Source organism: Curtobacterium sp. MCBD17_023 (assembly GCF_003224415.1).
Classification (GTDB): domain Bacteria; phylum Actinomycetota; class Actinomycetes; order Actinomycetales; family Microbacteriaceae; genus Curtobacterium.
On record NZ_QKLJ01000009.1, the window covers coordinates 1 to 13,861 of the forward strand.

The window sequence follows — 13,861 nt, forward strand, 5'->3', positions numbered from 1 at the left end:
AAGCTAAGCCTCTCAGCGCCGATGGTACTGCAAGGGGGACCTTGTGGGAGAGTAGGACGCCGCCGGACTTCTTTTCACAGATGTGGCCATCGGCCCTCCATCGAGAGCGAGAGCTCTCGGGAGGGTCGGTGGCCATTTCTCATTCTCAGGGTGCTCCACAGGTCGACTCTGCGCTGGGTTCGTGATGGACTTGACGCAGGGCGAGCTGCACAGCCCACACACAACGACACAGCGGACGACCGTCGGGACATCTGATCTCGGCACGCAACGAGGAGCTACGGTGGCGAACGACGACGAACAGCGACGAGATGGGCGCGACGGCGACCGTCAGGACCGGCCTCGACGCGACGGCGGTCCGCAGCGGAGCGGTGACCGCGGTGGGTGGTCGTCCGGACCTCGCGACTTCGAACGCCGCGAGGGGCAGCGTGGCGATGACCGTCGCGGCGCCGGTCGTCCCTCCAACGAGTCGTCGGATCGGCGGCCGGCAGGTCGTGACTTCCGTGAGGGTGGAGCGCGCTCGGACCGCCCCTCGTGGCGATCGGACCGCCCTTCGTCCGACCGTCCGCGTCGTGATGGTGACCGTCCCTTCCGTGGTCGAGACGACCGACCCCGTCGTGACGGTGACCGCCCGGTTCGCTCCGGGGGCTCGGATCGTCCGTTCCGCGGTGGCGACGACCGGCCGGGTCGAGACGGAGACCGTCCGTTCCGCGGTGGTGACGATCGCCCCCGCCGTGACGGCGACCGTCCCCCCCGTGCGGGCGATGACCGGCAGCGTCGTGACGGTGACCGCCCCTACCGCTCCGGCGGGTCTGACCGCCCGTTCCGTGGTGGCGATGACCGATCGCGTCGCGATGGTGACCGCCCCTACCGTTCCGGCGGGTCTGACCGCCCGTTCCGTGGTGGCGATGACCGCCCGCGTCGCGATGGTGACCGCCCCTACCGCTCCGGCGGGTCTGACCGCCCGTTCCGTGGTGGCGACGACCGCCCGCGTCGTGACGGTGACCGCCCCTTCCGTGGCGGCGATGACCGTCCGCGCCGTGACGGAGACCGGCCGGATCGTTCCGGTGGTCCGGACCGTCCCTTCCGCGGCGGTGACGACCGGCCCCGGCGTGACAGTGACCGTCCGTTCCGCGACGGAGGGCGTCCGCGCCGTGACGACGACCGTCCGGGCCGCGACGGCGCCGACCGGAAGCGGTTCGGAGACGGCACGCGCTCGGCCGGCGCACGGTTCGGCGAGGCAGCCCGCGACGACTGGGAAGACCGCGACCCGTACGGCACCCGGTCGATCCGGCCGCGGCACGACGACCCGGAGATCCCCGAGGAGATCCAGGCGCGTGACCTGCACCCCGCCGCGCGTGCCGAGCTGAAGACGCTGAGCAAGGACAACGCTGACTGGGTTGCCCGGCACCTCGTCACCGCCGCGATGCTCGTGGACACCGACCCGGAGCTGGCGAACCAGCACGCCCTCAGCGCGGCTCGTCGTGCCGGCCGCGTCGCCGTCGTCCGCGAGACGGCTGCGATCACGGCGTACCGGCTCGGTGACTTCGCCACGGCGCTCCGGGAACTCCGGACGTACCGACGCATCTCCGGCCGGAACGACCAATTGCCGATGATGGTCGACTGTGAGCGCGGCCTCGGCCGACCCGAGCGTGCGCTCGAGCTGGGTCGCTCGGTCGACCGCGCCGCCCTGGAGACGCCGGTGCAGGTGGAACTCGCGATCGCGATGTCCGGAGCCCGGCTCGACCTCGGGAACCCCACAGCCGCGCTGGGCGAACTCGAGATTCCACAGCTCGACCCGTCTACGGCCTACAGCTGGTCACCGGCGCTCTACAGTGCTTACGCGGCCACGCTCGAGGAGCTCGGCCGCCAGGACGAGGCCGACGAATGGTGGGCCCGTGTCGACCGTGCGGCCGAGGCTCTCGCCGAGGCCGCTGAAGACGATGCTTGGGAGACAGTGGATGTGGTCGAGGAAGCGCTCGAAGACGACGGGTTCGACAGCGAGCCCGGACGCGACGAGTCCGACGACTCCGGACTCGAGGACGGCGAGCTCGACGACGCAGAGCTCGGGGACGCCGAGCCCGGCAACGGGTACGTCAGCACCCTCGGGAACGACGAATCCGACGGCGTCGCCGGGGACGACCTCGGAGAGCGCGACGAGGACAACCCGCGGGACATCGACGGCTCCGCAGCAGGCTGAGACCCCTCGGCCGCCGGTGGACGGCGTCGACGTGGTCCTCACCGACCTCGACGGCGTCGTCTACCGTGGACGGAACGCTGTTCCGCACGCCGTGGAGGCCCTGACCCGGGCCGCCTTGACGGCGCGTGTCGGCTACATCACGAACAACGCGTCGCGGCGCCCGGTGGACGTCGCGGAACACCTCGAGCAGTACGGTCTGCAGGTCACCGCCGACGACGTGGTGACGTCCTCCCAGGCCGGTGCGCGGCTCCTCGCGACGCTGGTTCCGGCGGGTTCCACCGTGCTCGTGATCGGTGGGCTCGGCCTGACGACGATCGTCGAACAGGCCGGCTTCGTCGTCACCGACAGCGCGGAGGACCACCCGGCTGCCGTCATCCAGGGCTTCGCCCCGGAGCTCGGCTGGAAGCAGCTCGCCGAGGCGTCCTTCGCGCTGGCGGACGCCTCCGTACCGTGGGTGGCCACCAACATGGACTGGTCGATCCCCGTCGAGCGCGGCATCGCGCCCGGCAACGGCACGCTCGTGGCGGCCGTGCACCAGGCCGTCGGCAGGATGCCGGTGGTCGCGGGCAAGCCCGAGCGGCCGATCTTCGACGCCGCCCTCGCTCGGTTCGGTGGTGCGAGCCCGCTCTTCATCGGTGACCGACTGGACACCGACATCAAGGGCGCGAACGACGCCGGCATCCCGAGCGTGCTCGTGCTCACCGGCATCGATCAGCCCAAGCAGGTGCTCGCAGCGGACCAGCGGTCGCGACCGACGTACGTGCTCCGAGACCTCCGGGGTCTGCACGAGCCGTACCCGGTGACCATCCGGCACGAGGACCGGGACGGCACGCGCCGGGTCACGGTCGGCGAGTCGACGGTGAGCATGCGAGGTCACGTCGTCCGCGCCGAACGAGTCGGACCGGACGACATGGACCTGTTGCGTGCCGGCGCGACAGCGATCTGGGACTCCGGACTGGCGATCTACGGGCTGGACGTGGACCCGAAGCTGTACGGCGGCGAGTAGCGTGACGGGCGTGGAACAGGCCCGGACCGACGACGTTGCCGAGCCGGTCCTCCCGACTGCACGGGCCGTCCCAGGACCCCCGCGGGCCGTTCCGGTAGCTCCGCGTGCAGTGCCCGGTCCGCCGCGACCTGTCGCTCCGACGAACGACACGGAGGCGCTGGACACGGAGGCGCTGGACACGGACGCGCTGGGCGCGGAGGCGCTCAACGAGCCGCTGGGGATGGGATCGCAGAACGGCGCGGCGAGCAGCACGCCGACCGGCGACGATGATCCTGCAGCGGACGGTGCCGTGCGTGCAGCTGGCGGATCTGGCGACCTCGGCGGCGACCTCCGACGGCGTGCCGAGGCCGTGGAGGCCATGCCACTCGCGGAGCGTGCGGATGCCTTCACAGCCCTGCACGACGACCTCCGGACCCGGCTCGAGCAGGGCGGGGCCGCACGTGCCTGACCGTGGCACAGCCCGTGACCAGGGGGCGCCGCTCACGTCGTCGACGCCCCGCCCCGGAGAGCATGCCACGGCAGTGACCAGCGACGCGGCACAGACCAGCGACGCAGCACAGACCGGCAACGCAGCACAGACCAGCGACGCAGCACAGACCGGCAACGCAGCACAGACCGGCAACACAGCAGCGACCGGTGACAGGCCAGCGACGGGCGACCGCGCCTCCACGCAGCGCCTCGACGCGGCCGTCGCTGCCAGGGGCCTCGCTCGCTCCCGCACGGCCGCCGCTGCCCTGATCCAGGCCGGACGTGTCACGGTCGACGGTGTGCCGGTGGTGAAGGCGTCGACGCCGGTGACCGCTGCGTCCGACGTCACGGTGGACGCCGAGGACGAATGGGTCTCCCGCGCTGCGCTCAAGCTCGTCGCCGCACTCGACGCGTTCGACGTCGACCCGAGCGGGCGGACCGTGCTCGACGTCGGCGCCTCCACGGGCGGGTTCACCCAGGTGTTGCTGTCGCGAGGCGCTGCCCGTGTGGTCGCCCTCGACGTCGGACACGGCCAGCTCGCCCCCGAGATCGCCCTCGACGACCGTGTGGCGGTGGTGGAGGGGGTGAACGCCCGGAACATCACGAGCAGCGACTACCTCGCCCTCGACCCGGCCGCGGCGGACACCAGCCTGGTGGTCGGTGACCTGTCGTTCATCAGCCTCCGCATGGTCCTGCCGGCACTGGTCGAGGCCGTGCCCGCCGACGACTTCGTCCTCCTCGTGAAGCCGCAGTTCGAGGTGGGCCGCACCGGGATCCGCGAGGGCATCGTCCGCGACGCGTCGCTGCGGCAGGACGCCCTCATGAACGTCCTCTGGGCAGCGTGGGACCTGGGCTTCGGGACGGCCGGGTTGGCGCCGTCGCCGATCGTCGGCACGCACGGCAACCAGGAGTACCTCGCGCGTCTCCAGCGGGGTCGCGGGGAGAACCCGACAGAATGGATCGTCCGGGCGACGGAACTGGCGGAGGGAGCTCCATGAGCGACGAACGACACATCCTGCTCGTCTCGCACACCGGGCGGCGCGACTCGATCGACGCCGCCGTCGAGGTCTGTGACATCCTCCACGCCGCCGGCCTCACCCCGGTGATGCCCTTCGACGAGTACGCCGACGTCCGCCGAGCGGAAGCGTCGGTCGGACAGGTCGACATCCTCGGCGTCGACGTGCGCCCGGACGAGATCGAGATCGTGATCGTCCTCGGCGGGGACGGCACGATCCTCCGCGCTGCCGAACTGGCCCGGGGCACCTTCGCACCGATCGTCGGGGTCAATCTCGGCCACGTGGGCTTCCTCGCCGAGAGCGAGCGTGACGGACTCGCCGAGACGGTCGAACGCGCGCTGACCGGCGAGTACAAGGTCGAGGAGCGCGTCGCCCTGCAGGTCGACGTGGTGGTCGGCAACGAGATCGTCTACTCCAGCTGGGCGCTCAACGAGGCGACGGTCGAGAAGGCCTCGCGGGAGCGCATGCTCGAGGTCGTGACCGAGGTCGACGGCCGACCGCTGTCCTCCTTCGGGTGCGACGGCGTGGTGTTCTCCACGCCGACCGGGTCCACCGCCTACTCCTTCTCCGGGGGCGGCCCCGTCGTGTGGCCCGACGTCGACGCCATCCTCATGGTCCCGCTGAGCGCGCACGCCCTGTTCTCCCGGCCGATCGTGGTCGGTCCGGACCGTGTCCTCGCGGTCGAGGTCCTGCGGCGCACGAGCGGCGTGGGCGTGCTGTGGTGTGACGGACGCCGGACGCACGACCTGCCTCCCGGAGCGCGGGTCGAGGTGCGCCGGTCGCCGGATCCGGTGCGGGTGGCGCGGCTCAAGGACGCTCCGTTCGCCGACCGGCTGGTGGCGAAGTTCCGCCTGCCGGTCGCGGGCTGGCGCGGCCCGCAGCGCGACGACGAGGACGTCCAGTGACGCCCTCGTGCGACCACCGCGCCGGTCCGGCCTGACCTGTCAGCGACCCAGCCGGCCGCCCGGACGACGAACACGAGCACGACCACCGGCACCACGACGTGAACCAGCAGCAGGAGCACATCCAGTGATCGAGGAAATCCGCATCTCCGACCTCGGCGTGATCGGCGACGCCACGCTCGAGCTCGGCCCGGGCTTCACCGTCGTGACCGGTGAGACCGGAGCCGGCAAGACGATGATCGTCACCGCACTCGGCCTGCTCCTCGGCGCCCGGGCGGACGCCGGCTCCGTCCGTCGCGGGGCGTCCAGCGCGGTCGTCGAGGGACGCTGGGACCTGCCGGACCACGCGGCCGTGGCCGAGCGGGTCGAGGACGCCGGCGGGACGGTGGAGGACGGCGAGCTCATCCTCACCAGGACGGTCTCCGCCGAGGGTCGCAGCCGCGCCACGGTCGGGGGCCGCAGCGCGCCCGTCGCCGTGCTCGGCGAACTGGCCGACCAGCTCGTCACCGTGCACGGCCAGTCCGACCAGATCCGGCTGACCTCGGCGTCGGCGCAGCGGGCCGCGCTCGACGGGTTCGGCGCCGGCGCGATCGAGAAGGCCCTCGCGAAGTACGTCGCCGTGTACGACGCCTGGCAGCAGCACGCCGGGGACCTCGAGACGCTCACGCGGGACCGGGACGAACGGCTCGCCGAGGCCGCGCGGCTCCGCGAGGCGTCCGAGGAGATCGAGGCAGCCGACCCGCAGCCGGGCGAGGACACCGAGCTCGCCGAACGCGCCGAGCGGCTGGGGAACCTCGAGGAGCTCCGACTGTCTGCAGGGCTCGCGCACGAGGCCGTCTCGAGCGAGTCGCTCGACGGGCCCGACGTCATCGGCCTCGTCGAGTCCGCACGGCGTGCGATCGAACGGGTGGCGAACGTCGACCAGGCCCTGCAGCCTGTGCTGGAACAGCTCACCGAGCTCGGGATCCAGGCGAGTGAGGCGTCGGCGTCGCTGTCGAGCTACATCGGTTCGCTCGAGCCGGAAGCGGGTCACGACCTCGAACTCGTCAACGAGCGCCGCGCCCTGCTCGCCGGACTGACCCGGAAGTACGGGGACACCGTCGAGGACGTCATCGCCTACGGTCAGCGCGCCTCGGACCGGCTGCTCGAACTCGACGGCGACGACGACCGGATCGTCGGACTCCAGCAGGCGGTCGAGGCGGACCTGGTCGCCCTCGAGGCCGCCGCCGCGACCCTCACCAAGGTGCGGAGCAAGGCGGCGACGGACCTCGCCAAGCGGGTCACGGCCGAATTGAAGAGCCTCGCGATGGCCGGCGCGACCCTCGTGGTCGAGGTCACCGACGCGGGCGAGTTCCGTCGCCACGGGCGGGACCAGGTGGCGATCCTCCTGCAGCCGCACTCGGGCACCGACCCCCGACCGATCGGCAAGGGCGCCTCCGGCGGTGAGCTCTCCCGCGTGATGCTCGCGATCGAGGTCGTCATGGCCGGGAGCACCACGGTCCCGACGTTCGTGTTCGACGAGGTCGACGCGGGCGTCGGCGGCGCTGCTGCGATCGAGATCGGCCGACGCCTGGCGGCGCTCGCCGAGCGAACGCAGGTCATCGTGGTCACGCACCTCGCACAGGTCGCCGCGTTCGCGAACAACCACCTCAACGTCGTCAAGGACGCCAGCGGCGCGGTCACCTCGTCGAGCGTGCGGCGCCTCGAGGGCGACGACCGCCTGCAGGAGATGGCACGGCTGCTCTCCGGTCTCGGCGACAGCGCCAGCGGCATGGAGCACGCGCGCGAACTCCTCGAGGTCGCCGGTCGGTCCGCCTGACGGCCGGGAGGCCCGCCCCGCGTCGGCGACCACGCTCCGGACGCAACGCGCCCGGCGAACGCGGGTCGCGCCTCCCGGCACTTCTGACGTACGATGGAATCCCGTGGCGGACACTCTCAGCAGCGGTACCCAGGCAAGCACAGCGCGCATCGACAGCAAGACCCCGAAGGTGACGAAGCAGATCTTCGTGACCGGCGGGGTCGTCTCGTCTCTCGGCAAGGGCCTGACGGCGGCCAGCCTCGGCAACCTCCTCACGGCACGCGGCCTCAAGGTCGTCATGCAGAAGCTCGACCCGTACCTCAACGTGGACCCGGGCACGATGAACCCGTTCCAGCACGGCGAGGTCTTCGTGACCGACGACGGCGCCGAGACCGACCTGGACATCGGCCACTACGAGCGCTTCCTCGACATCGACCTCGCCCAGTCGGCGAACGTCACGACCGGACAGGTCTACTCGACGGTCATCGCCAAGGAGCGTCGCGGCGAGTACCTCGGCGACACCGTGCAGGTCATCCCGCACATCACCGACGAGATCAAGCGGCGGATGCGCGAGCAGGCGGAGAACGACCCGCAGCCCGACGTCATCATCACCGAGGTCGGCGGCACGGTCGGCGACATCGAGTCGCAGCCGTTCATCGAGGCGGCCCGCCAGGTGCGCCACGAGCTCGGCCGGAACAACGTCTTCTTCGTGCACGTCTCGCTCGTGCCGTTCATGAACGCCTCCGGGGAGCAGAAGACGAAGCCGACGCAGCACTCGGTCGCGCAGCTCCGCTCGATCGGCATCCAGCCTGACGCCCTCGTGCTCCGCTCGGACCGCCCCGTCTCGGACGCGAACAAGCGCAAGATCGCCCTGATGTGCGACGTCGACGAGGACGCCGTGGTGAACGCCGTGGACGTCCCCTCGATCTACGACATCCCGACGATGCTGCACGACCAGGGCCTCGACCAGGTCATCATCGACGCCCTCCGCCTCGAGGCGCACGACGTCGACTGGTCGCGTTGGAACGGCGTGCTGACCGCGGTGCACGAGCCCAAGAAGGCCGTCACGATCGCCCTGGTCGGCAAGTACATTGACCTGCCGGACGCGTACCTGTCCGTCACCGAGGCCCTGCGCGCGGGCGGCTTCGCCCACACCGCCAAGGTCACGCTGAAGTGGGTCGCGTCCGACGAGTGCATCACCCCCGAGGGCGCCGCCAAGAACCTCGGCGACGTCGACGGCATCTGCATCCCCGGTGGGTTCGGCATCCGCGGCATCGAGGGCAAGCTCGGCGCGCTGAAGTTCGCGCGTGAGCAGAACATCCCCACGCTCGGGCTGTGCCTCGGCCTGCAGTGCATGGTCATCGAGTACGCCCGCCACGAGGCCGGTCTGCTCGACGCGTCGAGCACCGAGTTCGACCCGGAGACCTCGACGCCGGTCATCGCGACCATGGCGGAGCAGGTCGACATCATCGCGGGCGGTGACCTGGGCGGCACGATGCGGCTCGGCATGTACCCGGCGCACTTCACCGACGGCAGCCTGGCGGCTGAGCTGTACGGCGCGACCGAGGCGTCGGAGCGTCACCGTCACCGCTACGAGGTGAACAACCACTACCGCGAGCAGATCGCGGACGCCGGCCTGCGCTTCTCGGGTACCTCGCCGGACGGCACGCTCGTCGAGTACGTCGAGCTGGACCGTGCGGAGCACCCGTTCTACATCGGCACCCAGGCGCACCCGGAGCTCCGGTCGCGTCCGAACCGCGCGCACCCGCTCTTCGCGGGCCTCGTCGGTGCGGCGATCGAGCGCAACGAGTCGACGCGGCTCTTCGACCCGGAGACCGAAGCGGTCGCCTAGTGGGTCGGGTCGCGGTCGCGACCGGACGACGAACGGGAGGCCCACCCACCAGCTGGTGGGGAGCCTCCCGTCCGTCTGTCCACAGCCCGTGGGCCCGCCCGGGCCGGGTGGGGCAGGATGGCGAGGTGACTGACGCACCGATCGCCGACGAGACCGCCTCCCACCACGTCACCGCCTCCGAGCGGGTGTTCGAGGGCGCGGTGTGGGACATCACCCGTGACCACATCGACTACAACGGCTCCGACATGGTCCGTGAGTACGTGGACCACACCGGCGCCGTCGCCGTGTACGCGGAGGACGACGAAGGCCGCGTCCTCGTCATCCAGCAGTACCGGCACCCGGTCCAGTTGCGCGACTGGGAGCTGCCCGCCGGGCTGCTCGACCAGGAGGGCGAGGACCACCTCACCGCCGCGAAGCGCGAGCTCGCGGAGGAGGCCGACGTCGAGGCTGACGAGTGGCAGCACCTCGTGCGCTACAACACCTCGTCGGGTGGCAGCAACGAGTTCATCGAGGTGTACCGCGCGACCGGCGTGCGTGCGACCGAGTCCGCCTTCGAGCGCGAGGCCGAGGAAGCCGACATCGTCATCCGCTGGGTGCCGCGCGCCGAACTGCTGGGGGGGATCCTCGCGGGTCGGCTGCACAACTCGGCGCTCATCGTCGCGACGCTCGCGGTCGAGGCCATCGAGCGCCACTCGCAGGGCTGACACGGCGTACCGTCGGCGGCACCGTGCTCACCCGCGTCGGACGGGTGGCCGGACCACCGACGACCGGGAGGACCCCCATGAGCTCGCGCACCACCACCGCAGCCGTCACCGCGACGACCCTGCTCCGCATCGCACTCGGAGCGGTGCTCGTCTCGCACGGTGCCCAGAAGCTCTTCGGCGCGTTCGGTGGCGGTGGCATCGACGGCACCGCGCAGGGCATGCACGCGATGGGCTTCCGGCCCGGCCGCCGCAACGCCGTCCTGGCCGGCATCGGCGAGGCCGGGTCCGGTGCCGCCCTCGCGCTCGGCCTCGCCACCCCGATCGCCGGCGCCGGTGCCGCCACGACCATGGGGGTGGCCTCCAGCGTGCACACGCCGAACGGCTTCTTCAACGCGGACGGCGGCCTGGAACTGCCGGCGTTCCTCGGCTTCTCGGCGGCGATGTTCGCCCTCGGTGGCCCGGGCCCCGTGTCGCTCGACCACGCGACCCGGCACGCCCTCGACCGGCCGTGGCTCCGCGCCGTCGCCCTGGCCGCGGTGCCGGTCGCGATCGCGGTGCAGGTCGTGCAGCGTCGGAAGGCCCTCGCGGCGGACGCCGCGGACGCGGCGGACGCGCCGGCCCCAACGGAGGCGCCGGCCCCGGCGGCGTCCGGCGACGGTGCGCCCTCGGCCGAGTAGCTCCTCCGGGCCGGAGCCCGCGTCCCGGTAGCCTCGTCGGGTGATGCCGTTCGAGCGTGCCGTGCAGGACTACCTGCGGCACATCGCGATCGAGCGGGGCCTGTCGCAGCACACCCTGTCCGCCTACCGGCGCGACCTCTCGACCTTCGGGGACTGGGTCGGCACGCAGCCGGTCGTCGACTCCGCCGGTGCCGACCGGGCCGGTGGGGCGGCGGTCCTCGACGACGTCGGGCGGCTCGCGCGCGCGGACCTGGCCGGGTTCGTGCAGCACCTCGCGACGAGGCCGGACGGGCCGCTCGCACCGCGGTCGGTCGCCCGGATGCTCAGTTCGGTGCGGTCGTTCAGTGCGTTCGCGGCGGCGGAGGGCTGGCTACCGCTCGACCCCGGCGCCTCCGTGCGTCCGCCGAAGGCGCCCATGCGGCTCCCGAAGGCGATCTCCGTGCACGACATGGAGCGGTTGCTCGGCGCGGTGGTCGGTGACGAACCGGCACAGCTCCGCGACCGAGCCCTCCTGGAACTGCTGTACGCGACCGGCGCGCGCGTCTCCGAGGCGGTCGGGCTCTCCGTCGACGACGTGACGACGCTCGCCGGTGTCGACGGGGTCCCGGACGAGGACACCGATGTCTCGGTCGTGCGGGTCACCGGCAAGGGGAACAAGCAGCGGATCGTGCCGCTCGGCAGCTACGCACGCGCGGCGGTCGACGCCTACCTGGTGCGGGCGCGGCCGGTGTTCGCCGCTCGCGGGAGCGGCACCCCGGCGCTGTTCCTCGGGGCACGCGGCGCCCGGCTGTCCCGGCAGAGCGCCTGGCTCGTCATCCAGGCCGCGGCCGAACGTGCCGGGCTCGCCGACCACGTCTCCCCGCACACCTTCCGGCACTCCTTCGCGACGCACCTGCTCGAGGGCGGGGCGGACGTCCGTGTCGTGCAGGAGCTCCTCGGGCACGCGAGCGTCGCGACGACGCAGATCTACACGCTCGTGACGGCCGACATGCTGCGGGACGTCTACCAGACGGCGCACCCGCGGGCGCGGCGGTAGCGGGAGCGAGCCGGCCGCGCGGAGATCGTGCAACCCTTGGCGCATGGACCTCGAGGTGGGGTCGGGGCTGACGATCCCCGAGGCCGAACTGCGCTGGCGGTTCTCGCGGTCGTCCGGCCCCGGGGGCCAGCACGTGAACACCTCCGACAGCCGCGTCCAGCTCACCTGGGACGTCGTGGCGTCGGCGGCGCTCACCGAGGAGCAGCGGACACGCGTCCTCGAGCGGCTCGGCCGACGGACGGTCGCGGGCACGATCACCGTGACGGTGTCCGAGCGACGGTCCCAGCTGCGCAACCGCGAGGCCGCCCTCGACGCACTCCGCGAGCTCCTGCGGGAGGCACTCGCCCCGCCCGGCCCACCGCGGCGGGCGACCCGGCCGACGCGCGGCTCCCAGCGTCGGCGTCTCGCGACCAAGCAGCAGCGGTCCGTGACGAAGCAGCACCGTCGTCGTCCGTCCGACGACTGATCGTCGAGGCGGCGCGGCGGTCCGTCAGAACAGGTGCAGGTGGGTGTTCAGCACGACGACGCCCGTCGCGACGGCGAGCACGAGCGCCGAGGTACCGACGCTCTGCCCGACGACCCGCCATGCTCCGGTCGCGCCGGGGCGCACGAGGGCGACGACGCCGGTCACCACGGCGAGGAGGCTGCACACGCCCCACGGGTTCAGCACGAGGGACACGACGGCGGACAGCACGGCGAGGACCGCGAAGACGCAGAACCGCCGCTCGGTGCTGCCGTAGGCCCAGGACTGCACGTCGGCTGGGCGACCCGAGGCATCGACCGAGAACGCCGGACCGCTCGACACCGCGAGCGCCTGCAGCGCCGGCTCCGGGACGACGCGGGGGAGCACCCGGGTGGTCTCGCCCCAGGCGTGCCCGTCCCACCACCGCAGTCGAGCGGTGTCGAGCGGGTCCGGGAACCAGCCGGCTGCCGGCAGCGTCACGGGGAACTCCTGGTCTGTGGGGGGTGTCGTCAGTGCGGTTCGACGCTACCCGCCACGATCCCGCACCGCAGCCCCAGACCGGGTGTCGGCAGAAGGGGGGACCGCCCCGTCAGACCGCTGCCGGCGCCGCGTCGACCTCGGTGAAGACGTCCTTCACGGCGGCGAGCAACCGCGCGTTGAAGTCCACCCCGAGCTGGTTCGGGACGGTGACGAGGACGGTGTCTGCCTCGCGGACGGCACGGTCCGCCGCGAGCTCCGCGACGAGTTGTTCCGGCTCGCCGATGTACGAGCGGCCGAACCGGGCCAGGCCCCCGTCGAGGTGCCCGACCTGGTCCTGTCCCTCGACCTGCGCGCGGACCCCGAAGTAGTGGCGCGACTCGTCGTCGATGATCGGGATGATGCTGCGGCTCACGCTGACGCGGGGTGAGCGCTCCCAGAGGCCCGACTCCGCAGGCTCCGTCGGCGCTGGCGTCGCGCGTCGCTGGCGCGCCGCCTCAGCTCCAGCGCGCATGTCGGCCCAGGTCGACCGGAAGCGCTCGATCTGCTCCGCCTGCAGCTGGTCGAAGGGCACACCGGTGTCCTCGGTGAGCAGGGTCGAGGACATGAGGTTCATGCCCTGCTCGGCGGTCCACTCGGCTGTGGCCCGGGTGCCGGCACCCCACCAGATGCGCTCGGACAGGGTGTCGGACTGCGGCGTGACCGCGAGGGACCCGACGGAGCCGGTCATCTGCGGGTTCGCGTTCGCCATCGGCTCACCGGCGATCGCACGCCGGAACACCGCGGTGTGGTCGCGGGCCAGGTCGGCGCCGTTCTCGTCGCCCGACTCGGGCACGTAGCCGAACGAGCGGTAGCCGGCGAGTGCGGTCTCGGGTGACCCCCGGCTCACGCCGAGCTGGAGTCGGCCGCCGGAGATGAGGTCGGTGGCCGCGGCCTCCTCCGCCATGTACAGCGGGTTCTCGTAGCGCATGTCGATCACGCCGGTGCCGATCTCGATCCGGCTGGTCCTGGCGGCGATCGCGGAGAGCAGCGGGAAGGGTGCGGCTTGCTGCGGTGCGAAGTGGTGCACGCGGAAGTACGCGCCGTCGACGCCGGCCTCCTCGGCGGCCACGGCGAGGTCGATCGCCTGCACGAGGGCCTCACGGCCACTGCGGACCTTCGACCCGGGGACGTCGCGCCAGTGCCCGAAGGACAGGAACCCGATCTTCGTCATGCCCATGCGAACGCATCCGTGCGGCGGCCCATTCCGCCGGACTACGGTCGTC

Annotated in this window: 13 protein-coding genes; 11 read left to right on the forward strand and 2 right to left on the reverse strand. The window is 72.1% G+C overall.

Going from position 1 to position 13,861, the window contains the following annotated elements:
- Positions 1–1,423: 1,423 nt before the first annotated feature.
- The 11 genes from DEI84_RS15965 to arfB all read left to right on the forward strand — a co-directional run bounded on the left by DEI84_RS15965 (position 1,424) and on the right by arfB (position 12,122).
- Positions 1,424–2,197, forward strand: a complete 774-nt coding sequence (locus tag DEI84_RS15965; RefSeq protein ID WP_258368280.1) for a hypothetical protein — start codon at positions 1,424–1,426, stop codon at positions 2,195–2,197.
- 31 nt (positions 2,198–2,228) lie between these two features.
- Positions 2,229–3,203 (forward strand): HAD-IIA family hydrolase, encoded by a 975-nt coding sequence (locus DEI84_RS10935; protein ID WP_258371760.1) that lies wholly within the window; start codon positions 2,229–2,231, stop codon positions 3,201–3,203.
- 220 nt (positions 3,204–3,423) lie between these two features.
- Positions 3,424–3,651, forward strand: a complete 228-nt coding sequence (locus tag DEI84_RS10940; RefSeq protein ID WP_146234154.1) for a hypothetical protein — start codon at positions 3,424–3,426, stop codon at positions 3,649–3,651.
- Between the two features lie 73 nt (positions 3,652–3,724).
- Positions 3,725–4,669 (forward strand): TlyA family RNA methyltransferase, encoded by a 945-nt coding sequence (locus DEI84_RS10945; RefSeq protein WP_258371761.1) that lies wholly within the window; start codon positions 3,725–3,727, stop codon positions 4,667–4,669.
- Complete coding sequence (locus DEI84_RS10950) at positions 4,666–5,592, forward strand: NAD kinase (RefSeq protein WP_110890853.1); 927 nt, start codon at positions 4,666–4,668, stop codon at positions 5,590–5,592. Before DEI84_RS10945 ends, DEI84_RS10950 begins: the two co-directional genes overlap by 4 nt.
- Positions 5,593–5,716: 124 nt before the next feature.
- A complete protein-coding gene (recN, locus tag DEI84_RS10955) occupies positions 5,717–7,408 on the forward strand; it encodes a DNA repair protein RecN (RefSeq protein ID WP_110825826.1) in 1,692 nt (563 codons plus the stop codon).
- Positions 7,409–7,511: 103 nt separating this feature from the next.
- Positions 7,512–9,239: a CTP synthase gene (locus DEI84_RS10960; RefSeq protein WP_375342323.1), complete on the forward strand. Its 1,728-nt coding sequence runs from the start codon at positions 7,512–7,514 to the stop codon at positions 9,237–9,239.
- Between the two features lie 125 nt (positions 9,240–9,364).
- The gene (locus DEI84_RS10965) at positions 9,365–9,943 is read left to right on the forward strand and encodes an NUDIX domain-containing protein (RefSeq protein ID WP_110890854.1); all 579 of its coding nucleotides are present in this window, start codon (positions 9,365–9,367) and stop codon (positions 9,941–9,943) included.
- Between the two features lie 77 nt (positions 9,944–10,020).
- A complete protein-coding gene (locus DEI84_RS10970; RefSeq protein WP_110890855.1) occupies positions 10,021–10,620 on the forward strand; it encodes a DoxX family protein in 600 nt (199 codons plus the stop codon).
- Positions 10,621–10,663: 43 nt separating this feature from the next.
- Positions 10,664–11,656, forward strand: a complete 993-nt coding sequence (locus DEI84_RS10975; protein WP_110825829.1) for a site-specific tyrosine recombinase XerD — start codon at positions 10,664–10,666, stop codon at positions 11,654–11,656.
- Positions 11,657–11,699: 43 nt separating this feature from the next.
- Complete coding sequence (gene arfB, locus DEI84_RS10980) at positions 11,700–12,122, forward strand: alternative ribosome rescue aminoacyl-tRNA hydrolase ArfB (protein WP_110825830.1); 423 nt, start codon at positions 11,700–11,702, stop codon at positions 12,120–12,122.
- A 24-nt stretch (positions 12,123–12,146) separates the two neighbouring features.
- Here the strand turns inward: arfB and DEI84_RS10985 are convergent, their stop codons facing one another.
- Both DEI84_RS10985 and DEI84_RS10990 read right to left on the reverse strand, forming a co-directional pair.
- Positions 12,147–12,599 carry a DUF2510 domain-containing protein gene (locus tag DEI84_RS10985; protein WP_181420425.1) on the reverse strand — a complete coding sequence of 151 codons (453 nt, stop codon included), beginning with the start codon at positions 12,597–12,599 and terminating at the stop codon, positions 12,147–12,149.
- Between the two features lie 109 nt (positions 12,600–12,708).
- The gene (locus tag DEI84_RS10990; protein WP_110890857.1) at positions 12,709–13,815 is read right to left on the reverse strand and encodes an LLM class flavin-dependent oxidoreductase; all 1,107 of its coding nucleotides are present in this window, start codon (positions 13,813–13,815) and stop codon (positions 12,709–12,711) included.
- Between the last annotated feature and the right edge of the window lie 46 nt (positions 13,816–13,861).